Below are 23,677 nucleotides of genomic sequence, written 5' to 3' on the forward strand. Positions count from 1 at the left end.
GGGCCGCGCGTTCGTGGCTTAACGCAACCGAGATTAAAGGCGATGAGTTTTCAGCTTTTAATTAGAAAATTATCGTTGACAAATGTAGACGAACCCTTTATAGTTTACAAACGTAGACAGGAGGAACGAACATGAACCCAAAAATCGATGATATTAGCCCCGCTGAATGGGAAGTCATGCGCATCGTCTGGACCAAAGGCGAGGTATCGAGCCATGACCTGATCAGCTTGCTGCAACAAAAGCGCGACTGGAGCGACTCCACCATTAAAACCCTGATTGGGCGGCTGGTGAAAAAAGCGCTGCTGCAGACGACCAAAGACGGCCGGCGGTTTCTTTATACCGCCACAGTGGCAGAAGGCACCGCGATGGATAGTAACGTTCAGGCGATGTTCGCCAATCTTTGTGCCATGAAGCGGGGTCAGACCTTGGTTAACTTGATCAAAACATTGCCCCTGGCGCAGGCCGATATCACGGCGTTGCAAGCGGTCCTGGCAGAGAAGGCGAAAACGGCGCCGGAAATGGTGCCTTGTGATTGTCTGCCTGACGAAACGAAATGCGAAACTTGCGAGGTGAAGAACCATGAATAACGAAGAACATAAGGCAACCAACATGACTGATGACAAAGCGATGGACCGTGGGATGACGAATCATGACATGGGTGAGATGAACCACATGGATCATATGGACATGCACCACGAAATGGGCCACATGAACATGGATCATATGGACATGGACCATGGCGATCACATGGGGCACATGGATATGGGCGGCTTTAAACAGAAATTCTGGTGGTCTTTGATTGCCGCAATTCCGGTGTTCATTTTGTCCCCGTTCATGGGTCTGCATCTGCCCTTCCAAGCCAGCTTTCCCGGCTCGGATTGGGTGGTGCTGGTGCTGGCAACGTTCCTGTTCTTCTACGGTGGCCAACCGTTTTTGAAAGGCGCGCAAAGCGAACTGAAAGCCAAGACGCCAGCGATGATGACCCTGATTGCCATGGGAATCAGCGTTGCTTACTTATATAGTCTGTACGCGTTTGTGATGAACCAGTTCGTTGATCCGAACGGCATGGTGATGGATTTCTTCTGGGAACTGGCGAGCTTGATCGTGATCATGCTGCTAGGCCACTGGATTGAAATGAACGCCGTGATGAATGCCGGCAATGTGACCCAGAAAATGGCGGCGTTGCTGCCAGGCGAGGCCCATGTGCTTGAGGCTGACGGCAAAGTCACCGATCTGCCACTGGCGCAGCTGCAGGCCGGCCAGCAGGTCATTGTCCAGGCCGGGGAAAAGATTCCCGCTGATGGGCTGGTGATTGCCGGCAGTAGTGCGGTGAATGAAGCGCTGGTCACTGGGGAAGCCAAAGCGGTCGCCAAGCAAGCCGGCGACCAAGTGATTGGCGGCGCGGTCAACGGCGATGGCTCCTTGACGGTGAAAGTCACCGGCACCGGCGAATCTGGCTATCTGGCCCAGGTCGCCAAGTTGGTTAGCGACGCGCAGGCTGATAAGTCCAAAGCCGAAACCCTGGCCGATCAAGTATCACGCTGGCTGTTCTACGCCGCAGTGTTGGTTGGGTTGATTACCTTTTTCGTCTGGACCGGAATCAGCGGACTGTCCACTGGGCTTGAGCGCTTGGTGACCGTGCTGGTGATTGCTTGTCCGCATGCGCTGGGGTTAGCGATTCCGCTGGTGGTCGCCCGTAGCACCAGCTTAGCGGCGGCCCATGGTCTGCTGGTTCGTGACCGGCAGGCGCTGGAAACAGCTGGGAAAATTGATACGGTGTTGATGGATAAAACCGGGACGTTGACCCAAGGTACCTTCAAGGTCAACCAGGTGCAGGCCCTGCAACCTGACTTGAGCGATGATGACGTGTTAGCGCGTTTTGCCGCGCTGGAAGCACACTCCAGTCATCCGCTGGCTACCGGGATTTTGGCGGCGGCCAAGGCCAAAGCCTTGACTGTGGCGGCGGCCAGTGATGTGCAGACGGTGCAAGGTGTCGGGCTGACCGGCCACATTGACGGTCAAGCCTATGCCATTGTGACTGCCAACTACTTGCGTGAGCACCAGGTGGCCTATGATGAAACGAAATACCAGAGCCTGGCTGCGGCGGGAAATTCAATCAGCTTTTTACTGCAAGATCAAACTGTTTTAGGCTTAGTGGCGCAAGGCGATGAAATCAAACCCGATGCGCTGACCTTGATTAAGGCATTGCGGGCGCAAGGCATTGAGCCGGTGATGCTGACCGGGGATAATCAGGCAGCGGCAGAGGCCGTAGCGGCTAAATTGGGCAACATCAAAGTGCATGCTGAGTTGAAGCCTGAAGACAAGGCCAAAATCGTCCGGGATTACCAGAACCAAGGCCATCAAGTAGCGATGGTCGGGGATGGCGTTAATGACGCGCCTGCTCTGGCCCGCGCGGCGATTGGGATTGCCATCGGGGCCGGGACAGATGTGGCGATTGACTCCGCTGACGTGGTGCTAGTCAAGAGCGCACCACAAGACATACTAACCTTCCTCAATCTGGGTCGAGCCACGACCCGTAAGATGATTCAAAACCTCTGGTGGGGGGCTGGCTATAACATTTTGGCCATTCCGCTGGCCGCAGGCGTTCTGGCTGGCGTGGGCATCATTCTGAGCCCAGCGGTTGGCGCTTTGATCATGTCGGCTTCGACCATCATCGTGGCGCTCAATGCGATGAGCTTGAAGCTGTAACCACAACCCGTTGAACCCAGTACTGGAATTGACAAAAATGCAGGCCTTGAATCAGCAAAAAGGCTTGCATTTTTGCTTACGGAAAGATAGTCTAAACCTTGTGACCGGTTACAAAAGGTCAGTAGAATCGGAAGGAGGGAAATAGCAATGCGGCCGTTAAAAATTGGCGTTTTGAATGTGATGCATGATAAACAAGCCACCAGTGAACGCCTGACCCGCGTGCTCACGCACAGCGGCCAGCCGGTTGAGCTGCATTTCTATTACCCAACTTTGCACTACCCGCAAGGCGCCCCGGCGGCGGTTGCGGCGATTTTATCCCCACTCTCGATTGCTGAAGCGCAAACGATGGATGCTTTCATCGTCACTGGCGCGCCGCTTGAGGCGTTGCCTTTTTCAGCCATCACTTATATCGATGAAGTTAATCAACTGTTTGATGCGCTAGCAGCGGCTCATGTCGTCCAACTGCATTTATGTTGGGGCGGCATGGCCGCGCTGGCCCATTTTTATGGCATCGAGAAGCATCTGTTGCCGCACAAGCTGTTTGGCGTTTATCCCCACAAGATCGTGGCCGAAACACCGCTGCTTGCCGGCTTGCAAGATGGCTTCAAGGCGCCCCATGCGCGGTATGCCGAGATGGATCTGGCCCAGATCCGCCAGCATCCTCAGCTAACGCTCGAAGCGTTGACCGAGGCTGGCGATCTACTGCTGGTGGAAAACCATCATGCCGAGCAAGCCTTCATGTTTGCGCATCTCGAATATGGTAGAAAGGGCCTGCTGCACGAGTACGAACGGGAAATCAGTACCTATCCAGACCGTCACTACCGAAAGCCGGAAAACTATTTTGCTGATCCCGCGCACTTAGCAGACCCGCAGTTTGATTGGGCAGACACCCAAGCCGTCTTTTTTGACCAATGGGTGGCCCATGTTGCTGAAGTCGTGAAAAATAAGGGAGATAAATAATATGATTGCAAATAACATTACTGAATTGATTGGCCATACCCCAATGGTGAAGCTGAATCGCGTCGTCCCGGAAGACGCCGCTGATGTGCTCGTGAAGTTGGAATTCTTCAACCCTGCAGGTTCCGTCAAAGACCGGATTGGTCTGGCGATGATTGAAGCCGCCGAGCAAAGTGGCGCCTTGAAGCCAGGTGGCACCATTGTGGAGCCAACGTCTGGGAACACTGGGATTGGCCTAGCTTCAGTCGCTGCGGCCAAGGGCTATCATCTGATTGTGATGATGCCTGAGACCATGAGTGTGGAGCGCCGTGCCTTGATGCAGGGCTACGGTGCCGAACTCGTGCTCACGCCAGGGGCTGAAGGGATGCCTGGTGCGATTGCCAAGGCGGAAGCGCTGGCCAAGGAAAAAGGCTACTTCCTGCCGATGCAATTTGAAAACCCGGCTAATCCTGATATTCACGAACGCACCACTGGGGAGGAAATCATTGCTGATTTAGATGGCACCCCAGACGCCTTCGTGGCCGGCGTCGGCACTGGCGGCACCTTGACCGGTGTTGGCCGCGCGCTACGCAAGGCTAACCCGGACGTGAAGATTTATGCACTCGAAGCCGCTGAATCTCCAATGCTGAAGGATGGCCACGGCGGCAAGCACCAGATTCAAGGCATTTCCGCCGGCTTCATTCCGAAGGTGCTGGATGTCGATTTGTACAATGACATCATCGAAGTCACCTCGGAGCAGGCGCTGAACATGGCCCGCGAGGTTGGTCACAAGGAAGGCTTTTTGCCAGGCATTTCCGCCGGCGCCAATATCTTTGGCGCGATTGAGCTGGCCAAGCAGCTGGGCCGGGGTAAGACCGTGGTCACCGTGGCGCCTGATAATGGCGACCGGTACCTGTCCACCGCCTTGTTTAAATATTAATCACAACTAAAAACGCGCCAGCGCTGGGCAAAAACCAGCACTGGCGCTATTTTTATAGTCGTTTACAGTAAGCTGCAGGCCGCTTCGTCGGCAATGAGCACAAAGCCTGGGTGCAAGGTGAGCAGCGTGGCCGGGACGTTGGCATCGAGTTTGCCTGCCATCAGCGTCTTCACAATTTCCTGTTTGCGCGTGCCGGTGGCAATCATCAAGATGTTTTTGGCAGCCATGACACTGCGCGGGCCCATGGTGACAAAATAGTCCGGCACATCAGCGAGATCACCACTTGGAAATTCTGCCACCACTTGCTCGCGGGCCGCTTGGTTCAGCTCAACGCGCGATGTCCAGCTGTTGAACGTGGTGGTACCAGGCATGTTGCCACAGTAATGGCCATCGCTGCCAACCCCAATCAGCATCAGATCTAGCCCGCCATCGCGGCGAATACGATCGTCTTGCTCAAGATAATTATGCTGATCCAGGCGGTGCACATTTTCCGCGGCGATGCCGGCCGGCTCAAGGAAGACCCGCCTGAGTTCCGAGATGGTGACCCCTTCCTGGTCCTCACTGGCGTAAGGCACTTCATCGAAGTTGTAGAAGTGGACATTGTTGAAGCCAGCCTGCCCCTTCACCTGCGGAATCAGAGCTTTGTAGACCTCCTTCGGTGAGGTGCCGCCGGTGATGGCCATGTTGACGCGGTGGGGCTGCATCATCATGCCAATCATGTAACTCGCAGTGAGGGTGCCAAGCGCTTCTTCGGTTGCAACTTTGTACAGTCTCATGGTGGGGCCTCCTTGGCAAAACGTGATTGAGATAAGTTTATCCTATCTCAATCATATCAAAACCAAAGCGAAGAAGGGCAGTGAAAGCTTCGTCGCTGCGCTTGCTGCTTTAGCCCAGATAACTGGCCAAAAACAGCTTCAATGCTGGGAACACATCAGCCAGATACCCCTTGGCATGGCGGCTACCAGGCAGGGTCTGCAAGGTGAAGGGGATGCCGTGTTGCCCCAGGGCGGCCCCCATTTGAAATAGGCCACTGGTGGGCACGAACTCATTCAGTGAATTGGCCAGATACATGGGCCCGGTGGTGCTGGTGACTTGCGGGGCGACGGATGCGGCATTGTAATCGGTGGCGGGGATGTAGTTCGTGATGAACCACTTGTAAAACGGGTCATTGGCGCCGTCTTGATTGATAGTGGCGCTGGCTTGCTGATTGAAGTGGCTGGTGTCACCTTCTGCTGCTACCACGGCTTCGTGCTGGCTGAGCCAATCGCCAATGTCTAAAATCCCAGATAACGCAATGGTCGGCAAGCCGTGGTTAATGCCCAGCATGGCGGCCATGTTGCCACCAGCCGAGGAACCCACTGCCGCCAGCTTGGTTAGCGGAAAGGGTAAATCGGCTTGCTGGAGCCACTGATACAAAGTTTCCATGTCGTCCTGGGCGGCGGGGAAATGAGCCGCTGGCGCGATCCGGTAATTGGGCACGATGACAAAGTAGCCGAGTTCGGCCCACTGTTCGGCCCAGTCGGCATCTTTGCTTTTATCCCCGCGAAACCAACCGCCGCCGTGAATTTGAATGATGCCGGCGTGGGCTTTTGCTGGGGCGTACAAGTCGGCTGTGAGCTGGTGCGCTGGATCGTAAACAACGTCTTGTGTGATTTGAGTCAAAATCATCACCTCCAGCGTCACCTTAGTGGTTTTGGCCGCCAACTGCAATTAATCGGCCTTGAACCAAGCCGGCGTCCTTTTCCAACTGGTTTCTGGTACAATAAGCCCGAGATACTGGAGGTGGGCGGATGCAAAATGAAACGATTGCAGTGATGGCAGATGTGCACGGTAATGCGGGGGCATTACGCGCGGTTCTGGCTGATGCCAAGCAACATGCCGCAACGCGGTATTGGTTTTTGGGCGATTTATTTTTACCAGGGCCAAGCACCATCACGTTGATGAAGCTGCTCGCAGGCGTGCAGCCTGAAGTCTGGCTGAATGGCAACTGGGAATTGGATATGTATGCCATTATGGCCGGGCACTTCAGCTTGGATCACCCTAGTGCGGTGTACGTGGCGCGACTAACTGAGTACGCGCGGCAGTTCATCTCACAAGCGCAGTGGGACCAGTTAAAAGCGCATCCGATTGCCACCACGTTGACTGTGAATGGCTTAACCATCGGCCTGTCGCACAATGACCGCAAACGGCCAGGCGGGCGCGATTTGTACCCTGCGCAGCCGCAAGCCAATTTTGACCGGTTCGTGACATCTGACCAGGACTTGGCCGTGTATGGCCACACCCATCAACAATTGATGCGGCCGACGACTTCCGGCCAGCTGGTGATCAATCCTGGTGCGGTCGGCCAGCCGTATAGCCCATGGCAGCCTTTTTTTGATGATCAGCGGGCGCATTATGCCTTGCTTCACATCGACACCGCCGGCCGGCTCGACGTTGAATTCCGCAAGGTCGAATATGACATCGAGGCGGAAAAGCAACTGGCCGCGGAAAAAGGCGTGCCGTACCTGGATCTGTATCGTTACCTGCGCGACACCGGCAACACGATTACGCATAATTTGCCGCTACTCACCAAAGTGAACCAAGAGGAAGGCTACCTGCAGGATGTCGCGGCCTATTACCACAAACCGTTGCCAGAATAGCCTGGGGGATAAAAGGCCTTTAAGTTGGTGCCCCTTGGTACGGCCACAATAAAGGCGTTCATTCGCTGCGAATGAACGCCTTTTGCATGCCAGCGTTATTCCATTTCCTGCGCGGCCGCGTGTTGGCGTTGTTGGACCGCGTAAACGGTCAGGCCCAACGCCAGGCCGATCAAGGCCGGCACTAGCCAGCCTAGGCCAACGGTGGCAAATGGCAGGTAGTCGCGCAAATGCGTCACCGCCAGGCCGAACGCACTTTTACTGATCACAGCTGGGAAGGCCGCGACCATGTCCATGAGGGCGGGAACGACCGTGAACGCCACGACAAAGGCGTATACCACCGGCGCGCGGTGGAACCAGGAAGAAGTGGTTGACAGGCCAATTAAGACCATGGCCAGCGGGTAAAGGAACATCAGCATTGGCGTCGACCATTGGATGATGGTTTCGAGGCCGAAGTTGGCCGTCAGGAACGAAGCAAAACTCATCATCGCGAGCCATGCCGTGTAGCTGATTTTGGGGAAATGCTTGTGAAAATCCTGGGCGAAGGCGGCCACCAAGCCCACCGCGGTGGTTAAGCAGGTGACTGTCAGCATGGTGGCCAAAAGCGCATGCCCGGCGGCGCCGAAGTAGTAGGTGATGATTTGGTTGAACGCAGTGCCGCCTTCAGCGCTGGCGGTAAAATGATTGGTCGACATCGCTCCCAGTAAAATCAGCAGCACATAAACCAGACCAATTGCGGCAGTGGCGAGCACCCCCGCCTTGGCGGTCACCGCCGAAACGGTGCGGTCCCGTTTTAAGCCTAAGCCCCGCACCGCCGTGACCACGGTGACACCAAAGGCTAAACCGGCCAAGGCATCCATGGTGTTGTAACCTTGCAAGAAGCCGTTCAGCAGGCCAGCCTGCTGGTAATCAGCGGTGATTGGCGCGCTACTTGGCGCACCGAAGGGATGCAGGAAGCCAACGAAGAATACCACCGCCAGCAGCAGAAGGAAGGCCGGGTTCAGCACCTTGCCAATGGCACTAGTGATTTTGCGCTCTTTGTAGGATAGCAGGAATGCGGCCAGGAAAAAGAGTGCCGAAAACACTAAGAGGCCTGCACCACTCCATTGTTTCGGCAGCATCGGCGCAATCCCGGTGGTGAAGGCAACGGTGGCCGTGCGCGGCGTGCCAAACAGCGGCCCAATGGTGGCGTGAATCAACACCATGAAGGTCAAGGCAAACCATTTACCCAGCGGCCGGCCGATATCATAGACCCCTTCGGCATGAGTGGCACTGATGGCCAGCACCGAAAGCAGTGGCAGCACCACCGCGGTGACCAAAAAGCCGAGGGTCGCTGGCAGCCAGTTGGCCCCAGCCATTTGCCCTAAGTGCAGGGGAAAAATCAGATTGCCGGCCCCGAAGAATAGGCCGAATAACATGGATGCCACCACGACATAATCACGGGGTTTTAATTGGGGTTCGTCTAGTTGCATAAGCTTTCCTCCTGATTGGTTTGCAATTGCGGCACCAAAAAGCGCACCCTCAGTTCCGAAATGTCGGAATTAAGGGTGCGCTGCACGTTACCACCTTAAATCGTTGCCCTGTCACCAAGGCAACCTCTATCTGTACGGCCAAAAAGGCGATACATGACCACGATAATGGGTGGTTGCCATGGCACGTTACTGGATTCGGTGCCCCGCTCGAAAGGGATATTCGCCGCTATCTTTGTGCTTCCTCTCACCTCACGAAGCTCGCTGACCAAAGAAAGGCGGTTACTGATCTTTCTCATTGCAATTTGATTTGTTAGCGGTGAGTATACGCTGAGAAAACATTGCGGTCAAGCCCGGGCCTAAATCTTTTTCCGCGACCGGGTGCTTCAGTCGTTAGTCCGATTCCCAGCGCGGTGGCTTCCGGTATAATTATATTATTCAAGACCCAGTCAAAGGAGATTACCATGAAAATTCGTTATGTTGGTTTCGCGCTTGGCCTGCTCCTGGTGAGCGGCCTCGGCGCATGCGGCGTGCATGAGGCCACCCCAACCAAAACCACCACCAGCAGTTCTGCCGCCCCGGTGCGGACTAAGAAACCAGCAGACTATCTCGCCGGGGTGAGAAGCCGGGGGTTATCGATTAAAGGTGTCGCTGATGTCGATGTGAACAATCAACCACAGGCCGTGCAGGCGCAAAGTGGGGTGAAGTTTGTCACCGATAACAACACCGTGTTCACCTTACTTCAGTTCAAGTCGCAGGCACTGGCCAACCAAGCCCGCAGTTACTATGCGCGCCAGGGCAATCGGGTTTACAGCAATCGCGGGTTGCTCTTAACTGCCAGTCGCGGCATGGCCAAAGGTTGGTTTGAAAAATACCAACGCGCGATTTTTCGGCAGTAAAGCCGCTGCCGCTTGACAGCACTAAACCCGCTCGCTAAAGTCAAGAGAGAAGCTTTGACATCACCATTTAGGAGGCAATCATGGCGACACAAGACGAACTCAAGCAACAAGCAGCAACGCAGGCCGCGGCGATGGTGCAGCCAGACACAGTCCTCGGCGTCGGCACCGGCTCCACCGTGGCGTTTTTCATTGATGCGCTAGGCGCCCGCAACCGGCAGACACCGCTGAATCTGAAAGCCATTGTCACCACCTCGAACCGCAGCCACCAGCAGCTGGAGGCTAATGGTTTTACGGTGAGTGAGCTGGCAGCGGTCGACCATGTGGATCTGTGCATTGATGGCGCTGACCGCGTTGACCATGACCTCAACGGCATCAAAGGCGGCGGCGGGGCGCTGACACTTGAGAAAAATGTGGCCATCAACGCCACTCACAATGTCTGGATTGTCGATCAAAGCAAAGTAGTGGACCGGCTGGGCGGTTTTCCGCTGCCCGTAGAGGTCCTGCCGGTATCCTGCGAGCAGAACTTCCGCCGCTTTGACCAACTGGCGCTGCAGCCGCAGTACCGCCTGAACGACGACGGCTCGCGTTATGTCACGCATTATGGCAATTACATCATTGACTTGGCTGTCGATCCGCTGCCAATTCCGGCTGGGCTCGCTGCCTTACTCGATCAGACGGTCGGGGTCGTGGAACACGGGCTGTTTTTGAACATGACCGATGAAGTGCTGATTGCTACGCCAGAAAAAATTGAACACTGGACGCGCCAGTAAGCGCGGAATCAAAGTGATTGAGACATTATTTGAGACGAGGATAGGCACAGGACTATTCCGGAACAGTACGAGCCAAAATGCGACGCCCTAGCCGTATAAGCCAACCGGCCTGCAAAACCTAAGTTCAGGTTTTACAGGCCGGTTGGCTTATACTCTGGGCTAAAATCGCATTTTGTCTCAGCCTCTTTTGCGTTTAGGCTTGGTGGTTACTGCTTAAGCCATAGATGGCCTGCACCGCGGCTTGGGCTTGCGCGTTCGGCACCGCCAGCATCAAACTGATGCGCGAGGCGCCTTGGTTGATGACAGCCGGGGTGACGCCGGCGTCAGCCAAGGCCACCATGATGCGCGGCACTAGGTCGATGCTGGCGTAAAGGCCTTCGCCGACGACCATCACAATTGCGAGATCATCCAGCCATTCCAAGGTGTCAGGCTGAATTTGGGCTTGGACTTCTTCGGTGATGGCTTGCTGCTTGGCGGCGGTTAGTTCGTGTTTGTCGATGATGACAGTGAGGTCGTCGATCCCACTGGGCATATGTTCATAGGGCACGCCGTAGTTGGACAAAATCTGGAGCAGCTTCAAGGTGAAGCCAACCTGGGCGTTGATTAAGTAGCGGTGCAAGTACAGTGCGGTGAAATCCTTCTTGGCGGCGACCCCGGTGATGTGGTGGTGATGCTTAACGTTTTTCGTGGGTGAAATCAGCGTGCCCGGGGCAGTGGGGTCGTTGGTGTTTTTGATATTGACGCAAATATTGGCTTCAATCACGGGAATTAAGGCTTCATCATTGAACACGGAAAAGCCGGCATACGCTAGTTCCCGCATTTCTCGGTAAGTCACGGTGTTGATGGCGCGGGGCGTCTTGACCAGGTGTGGATCAGCGGCGTAAACCCAGGAGACATCGGTGAAATTCTCGTACAAGTCGGCGTGTAAACCGCGGGCGAGAATTGAACCAGTAATGTCCGAGCCGCCTCGCGGGAAAGTGACGATGCGCTGTTTTGCATCGAAGGCATAAAAGCCTGGCACCACAATGTATTCTGCTGGGCCAAGGCTGAATTGGGCCAGGTTGCGGTAGGTTTGCGGATCGACTTGCACGTGACCTGGCGCGCCAGCGAGCACAATCCCCAGCGTTTGGGGACTGACAAAGCGGACAGGCAGGCCCTGCGCCTTCAGTACGGCGGCCACCAGTTGGGCGTTCATATGCTCACCTTGGGCCATGAACGCATCCCGCAGGTAAGCTGCGCTGCTGTAGGTTTGTTGGGTCAAGCCGATTAGGTGCGCCCGTAGTTTGGCCACCACGTCTTCGGTTAAGGCAAAGTGGGTTTGAATTTCACTGTACCGGGCCAAAATCACGTCAATCAGCGGCAAGGGGTCCTGCCGGCCGAGCACGGCATCGGCCAGCTGCTTCAGCAGGTCGGTGACTTTGGTGTCACCGGCGTGGCGTTTGCCTGGGGCGGAGACCACAATCACGCGGCGCTGCGCATCGGCTTGAACAATGCGGCTGACTTTTTCCAGCTGGGCGCCGGTGGCCAAAGAGGAGCCCCCAAACTTAATGACTTTCATAATTTTCTCGCTCTTTTCTCATCAATTGGCTTAAAATTAGCGAAGCGTTCGGATTTTGTCAAGGGTTGACGGTGTCTAGTTATAATTGTATTCTAAGCTTAATCAAATAACTGATAGAGGTTGCGGTCGCCATGAGTACCTTATCCAAGCCCTGACACGGGCAGTGCGGATAAGCGAAAGGGAACACCGCCGAAATCCGCTGGTGGGTGTTGCCACTGGCGGGTTGGGCTACTGGAGAAGATCCGGTGGACTGTCGCAGTCATGCGGGGCGCTATCGTTAATCAATGGTCATTTGACGTCCATCTGGTGAGCGAAACTGCGCACCAGATGGACGTTTTTAATCTAGGAGGAAAGTTTATGCCAGCGCCATTTAATGCCGAACAAATCATCGATTACATTGCCAATGCCCCGAAAACCACGCCGCTGCATGTCACGCTGGCTGGCGATATGGCTAAGTTGAGTCCAGTACCAGCAGGCGTGCAGGCCTTTTTCGAGACTAAAACCGGTCAGCTGTACGGGGATGCTGGCGTGATCAAACCGTGGTTGACCGCCAACCAAGCAACCTTGACCACCATTCGGGTTGAAGCGCTTGGCCGTAACACCGGCGTCCCGATGCTCGACATCAGCACGGTGAACGCCAGGATTGAACCTGGCGCCATTATTCGCGAACATGTCACGATTGATGACAATGCCGTCATCATGATGGGCGCCATTATCAATATCGGGTCCAAAATCGGGGCCGGGACCATGATCGACATGGGCGCCGTGCTGGGCGGACGCGCCACGGTCGGCCAACATTGCCACATTGGCGCCGGCGCGGTGCTGGCCGGGGTGGTGGAACCCGCTAGTGCGACGCCAGTCATCATTGAAGACGATGTGCTGGTTGGCGCCAACGCCGTGGTGATTGAAGGGGTGCATGTCGGCCAAGGCGCTGTCGTGGCCGCCGGCGCGATTGTGATTGACGATGTGCCAGCCGGCGCTGTTGTGGCCGGGGTACCAGCCAAAATCATCAAGATGAAGGATGATAAAACCGCGAGCGAAACCGGGTTGATTGACGCTTTGCGGAAATTGTAGGCTGCCAACCAGGCTGCGGAGCTGGGCGCCCTTAGCCCGACAGATAACCTAGCTTATGGCATTGCCGCCGTTTTTTGGCGGCGAGGTCACAAGCGTAGTTAGCTGCTCGGGCGATGCCCAGCGCAGCGTGACTAACCAGGCTGCGGTGAACAATTGCCTTGGCCTGCCGAGAAGCTGTTTCCTGCATCACTAACCGTCATCATTTTTCCTAAGAAAGGCCGCTTATGTCAGCATTCACCGAATCCGAACTGATTCAAATCCGCCGCCACCTCCATCAAATACCGGAGCTGGCGCTACAGGAAACCCAAACCCAGGCTTATCTGGAACAAGTCATCAATGATTTAAATTGCCCGTGGCTGACCATTAAACACGTGCCCGCAGTGCCAACCGCGCTGTTGGTCCGCCTGCAAGGCACTGCACCAAGCCGCACCATTGGCTACCGCACCGATATTGATGCACTGCCAGTCACAGAAGAGACCGGCTTGCCGTTTGCCTCTCAGCATGCCGGTGTGATGCACGCGTGCGGCCATGATATCCATATGACCGTGGCGCTAGGTGTGCTGGCCCATTTTGCCAGCGTTCAGCCGCGCGACAGCTTGCTGTTTTTCTTCCAGCCCGCGGAAGAAGCGGAGTATGGCGGCAAACGAGTCTTCGATGCCGGGGCCTTTACCGGCGACTGGCGGCCCGACGAATTTTACGGACTGCACGATGATCCGCAGCTACCAGCTGGCCAAATTGCTACGCGCATGGGCACCTTGTTTGCCGGCACCACGGAAATCCACGTCACGTTCACTGGCAAAAGCGGTCATGCTGCTTTTCCCCAAAAGGCCAATGATGCAATTGTGGCGGCAGCGGCGTTCGTCATGCAGGTGCAAACCATCGTTGCGCGCAATGTGGATCCGGTCCGCGGTGGGGTGGTGACGCTGGGCACCTTCCATGCCGGTACCATCGGCAATGTCATCGCCGGCAGTGCCCATTTGGACGGGACCATCCGCGCCTTTCGCCAGAGCGATATTGAAATGATGCAGCAACGCGTGCGGCGCATTGCCGAAGGCGTCGGGGCGACTTACGACGTGCAAGTCGCTTTGAAGCTCATTCAAGGCGGGTACATGCCCGTAGAAAATGCGCCAGCGCAAACCAAGGCGTTAATTGATTACATGACCCAAGCTCCTGAGGTGGATTTTGCCCTGGTTCCACCGGCGATGACCGGCGAGGATTTCGGCTTTTTGCTGCAGCAGTTTCCGGGCACCATGGTGTGGTTAGGTGTGGGCGATCCGACGCACAGTTTGCACTCAGCCCAGCTTAATCCTGATGAAGCCGCTTTAATGCCAGGCGTGACCGCCTGGGTGGGCTTTTTGACAGCACGAATGGAGGCAACTCATGTTTGAAAATGATGCAATTATCACCGCCATCATCACCCCGTTTACCGATGATGACCAAATCGATTACGCGGCGCTGGATGCGCTGATTGAGCGGCTACTGAGTGAAGGCAGTACAGGCTTTGTGGTCGGGGCGACCACTGGGGAAAGCCCGAATTTGAGTCATGAAGAAAAAATTGCCTTGTTCACCCATTTCAGCGCGCAATTGCGCGGCCGGGGTCGGTTGATTGCCAATGTCGGCACCAACAGCACCCGCCAATCCGTGGCGCTGGCCCAAGCAGTGTCACGACTGGCTGGTGTTGATGCCGTGCTCGCTGTGGTGCCGTACTACAACAAGCCGAGCCAAGCGGGCATGGCGGCGCATTTCACTGCGATTGCCGAGGCAAGTGCTAAGCCGGTGATGATCTACAACATTCCTGGCCGCAGCGTGGTGCAACTGAGCAATGTCACCTTGGCCGAATTGGCCCAGCAGCCGAACATTCAAGCCGTCAAGCAATGCACCACGATTGAAGACCTGGCCTGGCTGGTGCAACACACACCGGCGGATTTTGCCGTGTATACCGGGGATGATGATCAGTTCCTAGATGCCCTGCGCGTTGGGGCGAATGGGGTCATCTCGGTGGCGTCGCATTTGTACGGGCCACAAATGGCCGCAGTGCTGGCGGCGCAACAGCGTGGCGAGGAGGCCGAAGCAGACGCCCAAATGGCCTGGCTGGTGCCGCGGATGCATGCTCTGTTTGCCTTTCCGTCACCGGCACCAGTGAAAATGATGCTGGCGCGGCGGGGGGGAATCAAAAATAATTTACGGCTACCGCTGCTGAAGCTGAATGACAGCGAAACCGCGCAGGTACTGGCGGTGTTAGAGGAGGATGCAAAATGACCGAAGTATTCATTGGCGGCGTGCTAGGTAAAATGGGCCGCCAGGTGACAGCCATGATGGCGGAAACTCCGGATCTGACCGTGGTTGGCGGGTTAGCCCCTGAGGCCGCGGCCCCGACCGCTTTTCCGGTGTTTGCTCAGCTGGATCAAATTGATGTCACGGCTGACGTCTGGGTTGACTTCACGATTCCAACGGCGGCGCGGGCGAATGCTGAATATGCGTTGACCCATGGCATGGATGTTGTGATTGGCACCAGTGGTTTGACCCAAGCCGATGAAACCGCGCTGGGCGAGTTGGCCCAGGCCAAAGGCAAACATGCGCTGATTGTGCCGAATTTTGCCATTTCGGCAATGCTGATGATGCAGTTCGCCGCCAAAGCGGCCAAGTATTTCCCTGACGCCGAGGTGGTTGAGGTCCATCATTCAGACAAACTCGATGCGCCTTCGGGTACTGCGTGGGCCACGGCCAAATTGATTAGCCAAGCGCGCCAGCACAAACCGCTCGCCCCGCATCAAGACGCGCCAGCGCGCGGCGAGTGGCTTGATGACGTGCCGGTGCACGCCTTGCGCCTCCCGGGCTATGTCGCTCAGGAAGAAGTGCTGTTTGGCGCGACCGGTGAAAGCCTGAGTATCAAGCAGGTCTCTTTTGACCGGTCCAGTTTCATGGCCGGAGTCGCGCTGGCAGTGCGCCAGGTGGCTAAATTGCCTGCCGCCTTGACCATTGGCCTCGATTCACTGCTTTAAGAAAGGAAGCTCCTCATGCCAGCATTGAAAACCGGGCTCGCGTTGGGTAATCGGCGCGTGGCCGCTATTCCGCCGTCTGCGATTCGCGCTGTGGACAACCAAATCTCAAAAATTCCCGGCATCATCAAATTGACGCTTGGCGAGCCGGACTTTCCGGTGCCAGAACATATCAAAGCGGCGACCAAAGCTGCCATTGATGCCGATTACTCGCATTACGCTCCGTCGTTTGGCTACCTGCCACTGCGGGAAAAAATCGCCACTTATCTGGCCAAACGCTTCGATGCCCATTATGATCCAGCCACCGAAGTTGTGGTCACCGTCGGGGCAACCGAGGCGATTCACGCGGCAATTGCCGGCTTATTCAATCCCGGTGACACCATCATTATTCCCACGCCAACGTTTCCGCTGTATGAGGCCGTTGCCCATTTAGCCGCGTTGAATGTGGTGCTGGTCAACACCGCCCCGGACTTCTTGTTCACGGCGGCCAAACTCAAGGCCACGCTGGCGGCGCATCCTGAAGCGAAGGGGTTGGTGCTGAACTATCCCAGCAATCCCACCGGCGTGACTTATTCGCCGGCCGAAATACAAGCCCTGGCGCAGGTGGTCAAGGCCAGCAACCTGGCGGTCTTGTCTGATGAGATCTATGCAGAGCTGACGTATGACACCAAGCACCTCAGTATGGGGGCGTTGGTGCCGGAGCAAACACTGCTGATTTCCGGCTTTTCCAAGTCGCATGCCATGACCGGCTACCGGGTGGGGTATTTTGCCGGCCCGGCGGCGCTAGTGGCACTGGTGGGCAAAATGCACCAGTTCATGGTCACCTGCGGCGCGAGCCCGATGATGATGGCGGCGCAGGAAGCGCTGGCGACCAACTTCGACGATGCCAGCGAGATGAAAGCTATTTATCAACAGCGGCGCGATTTGATGCTGAAGGCGTTGACTGCGGCTGGCTTCACGGCGCCGCGGCCAGCCGGGGCGTTCTACATTTTTGCCAAACTGCCAGCCAATCAGGTTGATGATGTGGCCTTTGTCTACGACCTGGCAGCCAAGGCCAAAGTGGGCGTGGTTCCAGGTTCGGTGTTTGGCCCAGGCGGTGAAGGGTACGTGCGGCTGTCTTATGCCGCTGCCACCGCTGATTTGATTGAAGCCGGCGAGCGCATTCAGCGTTATGTCGCCACAAAGGAGTAACAAGTATGCAAACAAAGGGTTATGTCGTCGCCATTCTTGGCGCCACCGGGGCAGTCGGCACCCGGATGATTGAACAGCTGGCCGAGTCAACCATTCCGGTGCGGGAGCTGCGGTTGTTAGCTTCGCCGCGTTCGGCCGGCAAAGAGCTGACTTTCAAGGGCCAGCGTATCGCGGTTACCGTCGCCACGCCGGATTCGTTTAACGGCGTTGATCTCGTGCTGGCCTCGGCCGGCGGCGCGGTTTCAGCCAAGCTGCTGCCAGAGGCGGTGAAGCGCGGTGCTGTGTGTGTGGACAATACGTCGCATTTTCGTATGGATGACAACGTACCGCTGGTGGTGCCGGAAGTGAATCCTGACGCCTTAAACGACCATCATGGCATTATCGCGGATCCGAACTGCTCCACTATTCAAATGATGATGGCGCTCGAACCAGTCCGGCGTGCATTCGGGTTGCGCCGGATCATCGTGTCGACTTATCAAGCCGCCTCGGGGGCTGGTCAGTCGGCCATTGAAGAACTGAAAACTCAGGCCCAAGCGTACCTCGCCGATGAGTCCATGACGGCTAACGTTCTGCCGGTCAAAGGCGCGGCCAAGCACTATCCCCTGGCCTTTAACCTTTTGCCGCAAATTGACGTGTTCGAAGACGACGGCTACACGCATGAAGAGTGGAAAATGATTCACGAAACCAAGAAAATCATGCTTGGTGACAAAAATGCCCCTGACATCAAAGTCACCGCCACCTGTGTCCGGGTGCCGGTACCGATTGCCCACGGCGAATCCGTTTGGTTTGAAGTGGCTGAAGGGCAAACCCCGACTGCCGCTGAATTGCGGGCGGAAATGGCCAAGTTTCCTGGCCTCGTTGTCCAAGACGACCCCGCCCAGCAACTCTACCCGCAGCCCCAAACCGCTGCTGGTAGTCGTGACACTTTCGTCGGCCGGGTCCGACCAGACCAAGAAAACCCCGGCGCTTACAACTTATGGGTTGTCGCCGATAACCTGCTGAAAGGCGCTGCCTGGAATGCCGTGCAAATCGCAGAAGAACTCGTCGCTAGAGACTTGGTGCGCGTCCCAGCCGGCAGTGCCGAGTTATTTGAATAAACAACGAAGCCGCAGTAATGCGGCTATTTTTGACTCAGGCAAAAGTGCTTCTTGACATGGTTGAGCAACAACAAAACACCCCTCAACCGACTGATGAGTCACAAGCATTGATTAGCGTAGAAACACTACCGTAGGGCCGGTCAGCCGGAGCAGGCAGGGGCTCAGTGGTGAAATTGTTCTTAGCCAACGGCCTTAGTTGGCTTAGAACAAGCCGCGACTTTGAGACTCGCAGCGCGAGGCTCAAAGCGCTGGCCACCACGCTCCAGCCCCTGCCTGCGGAGGCTGACCGGCCCGGAAGTTAATCTAAAACCGCTAAGCCGGCTTGGCCAATGTTGACTGGCCGCGCCTTGATTCTCATCAATTATTCAGATACGCTTATCTAACTAAGCATTATAAGGAGAACCATATGAAAGTACTCATACCGTATCTGAAACGTTACTGGGTCAACGCAACGGTGGCGACAGTGACGGTGCTGGTGCTCGTCTTTGCGACGTTGTGGCAGCCGCGGCTGCTGCAAACCGTGATGGAAGCCATCATGGCTAACGATAAAAGTACCGTCTGGCAGGACGGCCTGTGGCTGATCGCCTTGGCCGTGATCGGCATCATTGCCGGCATCATCAACACCGTCTATTCGGCTAAGCTGGCGCTAGGCGTGGCCACGGATTTGCGAGCCGACATCTACCAGCACGTGCAAAAATTTGCCTATGCCGATATCGAAACTTTTTCCGCCTCGAATTTGGTGGTGCGGATGACCAACGACATCCAGCAGGTGCAAGGCGTCGTGATGGCCACTTTCCAGCAGGTGACGCGCATTCCGTTTCTGTTTTTAGGCGGCCTGATTTTGGCCTTAATCACCATGCCCCAGCAGTGGTGGGTGATTTTGATCATGCTGGTGATCATTGTGGCGGTGGCGATTGTCGCCTTCAAGCAGTTGAGCCGGTTATTCGGCCGCACTCAGCAACTGATTGAAAATGTGAACACCGTGGCCCGGGAAAATCTGATGGGCATTCGCGTCGTCAAATCCTTTGTCCAAGAAGACAACCAGATTGCCACCTTCGCTAGGCCCTCTGACGAGCTGCGAGACGTCACCACGCGGATTGGCGAGGTCTTTGCGGTGTTGATGCCAGCATTCTTCTTGACGGCCAATATCGCCATTGCGGTGGCGGTTTATTTGGTCGGCCAAGAAGCCACCCTTCATCCGACCTACATTGCGGCCATCAGCAGTTTCACCTCTTACCTCAGCCAAATCCTGTTTGCGGTGATTAACGGCAGCTTCATGATGACTTTTGCCACCCGTGCGTTTATCTCACTGAAGCGGATCAACGAGGTGCTGGATCATGCACCAAGCATGACCTTCGCGGAAGGGCCGGAGCGTGAAGTGGCAGGCGACATTACCTTCGATCATGTGACCTTCACCTATCCTGGCGATGACAAGCCGACGCTGCAAGATGTGTCCTTTACGATTGCGGCGGGGGACATGCTGGGCATTGTCGGCGCCACTGGCTCTGGGAAAACAACCCTCGCCCAACTGATTCCGCGCCTGTTCGACCCAGATTCTGGCCGAGTGCTCATTGGCGGGGTCGATGTGCGCGACTTGCCGGAAAAAACGATTCGCGACGCGGTGGCCTTTGTGCTGCAGCGGTCGACGCTGTTCTCAGGCACCATCGCTGATAACCTCAAGCAGGTGCAGCCTGAAGCCACCAGCGCAACGATGCGCCGGGCGGCGGAAATTGCGCAAGCAGCCGAGTTCATTGAGCGCCTGCCAGAAGCATACAACGCACCGGTGGAAGAGCGGTCAGCGAACTTCTCAGGGGGCCAAAAACAGCGGCTGGCGATTACCCGCGGCGTCATTGCCAATCCGGAAATTTTGATTTTGGATGATGCCACCTCGGCGCTTGATGCCGAATCGGAAAAGCTGGTGCAAGAAGCCCTGGACCGCGATTTGAAACATACAACCACCGTGGTGATTGCGGAAAAGATTTCCTCGATTATCCGGGCCGACCAGATTTTGGTCATGGATGAAGGCCGCGTGGTTGGCGCCGGCACGCACCGCGAGCTGGTGGCGAACAACACGATTTATCAGGAAATCTATCAAACCCAGAAGGCCAAGGAAGGGAGGCTGCCAGCATGAAAGATTTGAAAATCGCCGGGCGTTACTACTGGCATTACCTGAAACCATACGGCTGGGGCTTCCTCTTCACGGCTATTCTGATTGGCATCAGTACCGCCTGTGTGGTGATTGCGCCGACTTATCTGGGCCGCGCCATCAGCGAACTGACCGAGTACCTGAAATTGTGGTCGAATCCCGCCACCCGCGGCGGCGCTAATCTGGCGGATTTCCATGGTACCTTGATTGCCTATGTGTTATTTTATTTTGGCGATGCCAGCTCGCTTTTGATTGCCAGTTGGCTGTTGGCTAAGATTACGGCGTACTCCACGGGTACCATGCGGATTGGCTTGTTTCGGAAAATGCAGCGCATGCGGGTGCAGTATTTCGACCAGCACAGTGACGGTGATATTCTTGCCCGTTACACCTCGGATTTGGATAACATCTTCAATGCCCTGAATCAGGCGTTGATTGACGTTTTCCTTGCCATTGCTCAGCTGATTGGGATTTTGATCATGATGTTCAATCAAAATGTCACCTTGGCCTGGATTACCATGGCCACGACCCCGGTGGCACTGGGACTGGCGGCGTTTGTCATGCATAAGGCCGCGGCCGCGGTGGATCAACAGCAAACCGACGTCGGGGCGCTGAACGGTTACATCAACGAACAAGTCACTGGCCAAAAGGTGATTATCACCAATGGCCTGCAAAAAGACTCAGTGGCCGGCTTCCAAGTCCACAACCAAACCGTCCGTAAAACCGCGGAACGGGGCCAAATTTGGTCCGGGATTCTCAGCCCCTTGCTGTCTGGTTTGTCCTTGCTCAATACCGCCATCGTCATTTTTGCCGGTTCCTGGCTGGCCCTCAATGGTCAAATGAGTACCGGTGCGGCTTTGGCGCTGGTGGTCGTGTTCGTCAATTACGCCCAGCAGTACTACCAGCCGATTATCACGCTGACGAGTTTGTATGGCATGATCCAGCTGGCCATCACCGGCGCCCGGCGGATTGATGAAGTTCGCAGCCAGCCTGATGAAGTGCGGCCGGTTAACGGCAAAGCGATCAACGGTATTAAGTCAGAATTGAAAATCGACAACGTGCGCTTCAGTTACCTGCCAGGCAAGGAAATTTTGCATGGCGTGACCATTGACGTTCAGAAAGGCGAAATGGTGGCGCTGGTTGGGCCGACGGGTTCCGGGAAGACCACGGTGATGAATCTGCTGAATCGCTTCTACGACGTCGATTCCGGACAAATCACCATTGATGGGGTGGATCTACGCGATTTGGATCTCACCCAGCTGCGGCAAACCGTGGGCATTGTGCTGCAAGATCCGCAGCTGTTTACCGGCACGATTGCCGATAACATTCGCTTCGGCGAACCGACCGCGACGATGGACCGGGTGATTGATGCGGCCAAGCAGGCTAACATTCACGACTTCATCATCAGTTTGCCGGACGGCTATGACACCAAAGTTTCCGATGAGCAGAATATTTTCTCGGCCGGCCAGAAGCAGCTGATGTCGATTGCCCGCACGATTTTAACCGATCCGCGGCTGTTGATTTTGGATGAAGCCATGTCGAACGTGGACACCGTGACCGAAGCCAAAATTCAAAAGGCCATGGACAACGTGATTCAAGGGCGCACCAGCTTTGTCATTGCGCACCGGCTCAAGACCATTTTGAATGCCGACCGCATTGTGGTGCTGCAACATGGTCGTATCATCGAACAAGGCAGCCATCAAGAACTACTGGATGAGCATGGGTTCTATGCGAAACTGTACCGCAATCAAATGGTGTTCGATTGATTTTCTGAAAACCAACGTCAAAAAGCCATCGGCAAGTTGCCGGTGGCTTTTTGCATGGCATGATGTTATTTAATGCAAATTAAGCGAAGTAATTCTTGGCGAAAGTCTCGTAAATGTCGATGGCCGCTTCGTAGCGCTTAATCGACACGAATTCATTCAGCTGGTGGGCCTTTTCTGGGCCGTCGCTGGTTGGGCCATACCACACAATATCGAACTTGGTGGGGCTCTTGACGAATTCAGAGGCGTCGGTGGCGCCATTGACGAATTCGCGCTTCAGCTGCTCGCCGCGCACGGCCTGAATGGCATTATCCAAAACGTTGACCGCCTTGCTATCAGGGTTGTCGTTAACCGGAATAAAGCTGTGAATCAGCTTGAACTCCAAGGTGCCAGGGCGGCCGTCATTCGACAACTTCTCGGCTAAGCCTTGCAGGCGCTTGGTGACCTCATCGTTTAAGAACACTGGCGTTGGGCGGGCGTTCCCGCGCAATTCAGCGTAGTCAGGAATGGTGTTGATCTGCTTGCCGCCGTTGATGATGGTGATGGTGTGGACAAACGGGCCGAGGGCTGGGTATTCCGGTGCGTCGTCAAACAAGTGGCGTTCTTCGGTGATGAAGTCGGCCAGCTTTTGGATGGCATTAATGCCTTTGCTTGGCTGGGAGCTGTGAACAGACTTGCCGTGGCTGATAATCCGGTAGTTGTACGAGCCGCCATGCCCAGTTTTGATGGTCTTGTCGCCGCCTTCCCCTACCAGCAACGCACTGAGATCATCAGCATAGCCTTCTTCAGTCAGTTGCTTGGCGCCATACGCGCCATATTCTTCGCCGACCGTCGCCAGTAAACGCACGTGATGCGGGAAGCCGGCCTTTTTCAGCCGAATCAACGCCAGCACCAAACCCGCTAAGCCGGATTTCATATCCGCGGTGCCGCGGCCGTATAGCTTGTCGCCGTCTTCATACGGTTCGAAGGGATCATGGTCCCACTTGTCCGGATCGCCAGGGTTGACCACGTCTTCATGCCCGGTGAAGCCCAAAATTGGACCTGGGGCATCGGGGTTCAAATCAGCCACCAAAGAATCACGCCCAGGGGCATAGTTCACCAGTTTGCTATCAATGCCATTTTCCGCCAATTTGGCTTGGATCACCTTAGCCACGCTGGTTTCGTTGCCGTTGGCGGTGGATGAATCAATGCGAATCAAGGCTTTCAAAAAATCTAAATCTTCACTCATTTCTTTCACGCTCCTTTTGGCTAACAGCTAAACACCAAAAAAATTAAAATGCAAGGGTTGACATTAAATTTTTGCGAGGCTATACTCATGCTAATTTCATAAATGCATCACGTGATCGAGTGAGTAGATTTCCCAAGACTGTACAGAAAACCTGGCAAAGCTGAGAGCAGGGTAGCAAGGGCAATCGAACATGGCTCGAAGATGATCGTTCAGCTGAGCAAATGCAAAGTTGGACTGGCCGGCTCCCATTACTGAGCACCCGGAT

Annotated in this window: 20 protein-coding genes and 1 riboswitch; of the genes, 15 read left to right on the forward strand and 5 right to left on the reverse strand. The window is 55.6% G+C overall.

Going from position 1 to position 23,677, the window contains the following annotated elements; all coding sequences use genetic code 11:
• The first annotated feature begins 131 nt into the window (after nucleotides 1-131).
• The 4 genes from AAA927_RS03320 (at nucleotide 132) to cysK (ending at nucleotide 4,585) form a co-directional block, all read left to right on the forward strand.
• Nucleotides 132-587 carry a CopY/TcrY family copper transport repressor gene (locus AAA927_RS03320; RefSeq protein WP_338215697.1) on the forward strand — a complete coding sequence of 152 codons (456 nt, stop codon included), beginning with the start codon at nucleotides 132-134 and terminating at the stop codon, nucleotides 585-587.
• Nucleotides 580-2,709, forward strand: a complete 2,130-nt coding sequence (locus tag AAA927_RS03325) for a copper-translocating P-type ATPase (RefSeq protein WP_338215700.1) — start codon at nucleotides 580-582, stop codon at nucleotides 2,707-2,709. Before AAA927_RS03320 ends, AAA927_RS03325 begins: the two co-directional genes overlap by 8 nt.
• Before the next feature lie 147 nt (nucleotides 2,710-2,856).
• Nucleotides 2,857-3,669, forward strand: a complete 813-nt coding sequence (locus AAA927_RS03330; protein ID WP_338215703.1) for a homoserine O-acetyltransferase/O-succinyltransferase family protein — start codon at nucleotides 2,857-2,859, stop codon at nucleotides 3,667-3,669.
• A gap of 1 nt (nucleotide 3,670) precedes the next feature.
• Nucleotides 3,671-4,585, forward strand: a complete 915-nt coding sequence (cysK, locus tag AAA927_RS03335; RefSeq protein ID WP_125580580.1) for a cysteine synthase A — start codon at nucleotides 3,671-3,673, stop codon at nucleotides 4,583-4,585.
• Between the two features lie 62 nt (nucleotides 4,586-4,647).
• Here cysK and AAA927_RS03340 read toward each other — a convergent pair whose 3' ends face one another.
• Together AAA927_RS03340 and AAA927_RS03345 are read right to left on the reverse strand one after the other, a co-directional pair.
• Nucleotides 4,648-5,361, reverse strand: coding sequence for a glucosamine-6-phosphate deaminase (locus AAA927_RS03340; protein ID WP_338215706.1), 714 nt, complete (start codon nucleotides 5,359-5,361; stop codon nucleotides 4,648-4,650).
• 109 nt (nucleotides 5,362-5,470) lie between these two features.
• A complete protein-coding gene (locus AAA927_RS03345) occupies nucleotides 5,471-6,253 on the reverse strand; it encodes an alpha/beta fold hydrolase (RefSeq protein ID WP_338215709.1) in 783 nt (260 codons plus the stop codon).
• 122 nt (nucleotides 6,254-6,375) lie between these two features.
• Between AAA927_RS03345 and AAA927_RS03350 the strand changes: the two genes are divergently transcribed.
• Nucleotides 6,376-7,224: a metallophosphoesterase family protein gene (locus AAA927_RS03350; protein WP_338215712.1), complete on the forward strand. Its 849-nt coding sequence runs from the start codon at nucleotides 6,376-6,378 to the stop codon at nucleotides 7,222-7,224.
• Nucleotides 7,225-7,319: 95 nt separating this feature from the next.
• Here AAA927_RS03350 and brnQ read toward each other — a convergent pair whose 3' ends face one another.
• Entirely contained in the window at nucleotides 7,320-8,693 is a 1,374-nt protein-coding gene (gene brnQ / locus AAA927_RS03355) for a branched-chain amino acid transport system II carrier protein (protein ID WP_338215715.1), read from the reverse strand.
• A 461-nt stretch (nucleotides 8,694-9,154) separates the two neighbouring features.
• Here brnQ and AAA927_RS03360 point away from each other — a divergent pair, with 461 nt between their 5' ends.
• Nucleotides 9,155-9,589 carry a hypothetical protein gene (locus AAA927_RS03360; protein WP_338215718.1) on the forward strand — a complete coding sequence of 145 codons (435 nt, stop codon included), beginning with the start codon at nucleotides 9,155-9,157 and terminating at the stop codon, nucleotides 9,587-9,589.
• 80 nt (nucleotides 9,590-9,669) lie between these two features.
• The gene (gene rpiA / locus AAA927_RS03365; protein ID WP_338215720.1) at nucleotides 9,670-10,359 is read left to right on the forward strand and encodes a ribose-5-phosphate isomerase RpiA; all 690 of its coding nucleotides are present in this window, start codon (nucleotides 9,670-9,672) and stop codon (nucleotides 10,357-10,359) included.
• 193 nt (nucleotides 10,360-10,552) lie between these two features.
• Here rpiA and AAA927_RS03370 read toward each other — a convergent pair whose 3' ends face one another.
• Nucleotides 10,553-11,917 carry an aspartate kinase gene (locus tag AAA927_RS03370; protein ID WP_338215721.1) on the reverse strand — a complete coding sequence of 455 codons (1,365 nt, stop codon included), beginning with the start codon at nucleotides 11,915-11,917 and terminating at the stop codon, nucleotides 10,553-10,555.
• A 106-nt stretch (nucleotides 11,918-12,023) separates the two neighbouring features.
• A riboswitch (Lysine riboswitch) is annotated at nucleotides 12,024-12,199 on the forward strand.
• A gap of 75 nt (nucleotides 12,200-12,274) precedes the next feature.
• Between AAA927_RS03370 and dapD the strand changes: the two genes are divergently transcribed.
• From dapD to AAA927_RS03410, 8 genes are all read left to right on the forward strand, one after another.
• Complete coding sequence (gene dapD, locus AAA927_RS03375; RefSeq protein WP_338215723.1) at nucleotides 12,275-12,991, forward strand: 2,3,4,5-tetrahydropyridine-2,6-dicarboxylate N-acetyltransferase; 717 nt, start codon at nucleotides 12,275-12,277, stop codon at nucleotides 12,989-12,991.
• Between the two features lie 224 nt (nucleotides 12,992-13,215).
• Entirely contained in the window at nucleotides 13,216-14,379 is a 1,164-nt protein-coding gene (locus tag AAA927_RS03380) for an N-acetyldiaminopimelate deacetylase (RefSeq protein ID WP_338215725.1), read from the forward strand.
• Nucleotides 14,372-15,250 (forward strand): 4-hydroxy-tetrahydrodipicolinate synthase, encoded by an 879-nt coding sequence (dapA, locus tag AAA927_RS03385; RefSeq protein ID WP_338215728.1) that lies wholly within the window; start codon nucleotides 14,372-14,374, stop codon nucleotides 15,248-15,250. Before AAA927_RS03380 ends, dapA begins: the two co-directional genes overlap by 8 nt.
• A complete protein-coding gene (gene dapB / locus AAA927_RS03390; RefSeq protein ID WP_338215732.1) occupies nucleotides 15,247-15,993 on the forward strand; it encodes a 4-hydroxy-tetrahydrodipicolinate reductase in 747 nt (248 codons plus the stop codon). The genes dapA and dapB overlap by 4 nt, the downstream gene beginning before the upstream one ends.
• Nucleotides 15,994-16,008: 15 nt before the next feature.
• Complete coding sequence (locus AAA927_RS03395; protein WP_338215734.1) at nucleotides 16,009-17,181, forward strand: aminotransferase class I/II-fold pyridoxal phosphate-dependent enzyme; 1,173 nt, start codon at nucleotides 16,009-16,011, stop codon at nucleotides 17,179-17,181.
• A gap of 5 nt (nucleotides 17,182-17,186) precedes the next feature.
• Complete coding sequence (locus tag AAA927_RS03400; protein ID WP_338215736.1) at nucleotides 17,187-18,278, forward strand: aspartate-semialdehyde dehydrogenase; 1,092 nt, start codon at nucleotides 17,187-17,189, stop codon at nucleotides 18,276-18,278.
• A 406-nt stretch (nucleotides 18,279-18,684) separates the two neighbouring features.
• Nucleotides 18,685-20,409, forward strand: coding sequence for an ABC transporter ATP-binding protein (locus AAA927_RS03405; protein ID WP_338215738.1), 1,725 nt, complete (start codon nucleotides 18,685-18,687; stop codon nucleotides 20,407-20,409).
• Nucleotides 20,406-22,187 (forward strand): ABC transporter ATP-binding protein, encoded by a 1,782-nt coding sequence (locus tag AAA927_RS03410; protein ID WP_338215739.1) that lies wholly within the window; start codon nucleotides 20,406-20,408, stop codon nucleotides 22,185-22,187. Before AAA927_RS03405 ends, AAA927_RS03410 begins: the two co-directional genes overlap by 4 nt.
• A 79-nt stretch (nucleotides 22,188-22,266) precedes the next feature.
• Here the strand turns inward: AAA927_RS03410 and AAA927_RS03415 are convergent, their stop codons facing one another.
• Nucleotides 22,267-23,412 carry an ArgE/DapE family deacylase gene (locus AAA927_RS03415; RefSeq protein WP_338215740.1) on the reverse strand — a complete coding sequence of 382 codons (1,146 nt, stop codon included), beginning with the start codon at nucleotides 23,410-23,412 and terminating at the stop codon, nucleotides 22,267-22,269.
• Between the last annotated feature and the right edge of the window lie 265 nt (nucleotides 23,413-23,677).

Origin of the sequence: Lacticaseibacillus salsurivasis, assembly GCF_036246225.1 — a bacterium.
Classification (GTDB): Bacteria; Bacillota; Bacilli; order Lactobacillales; family Lactobacillaceae; genus Lacticaseibacillus; species Lacticaseibacillus salsurivasis.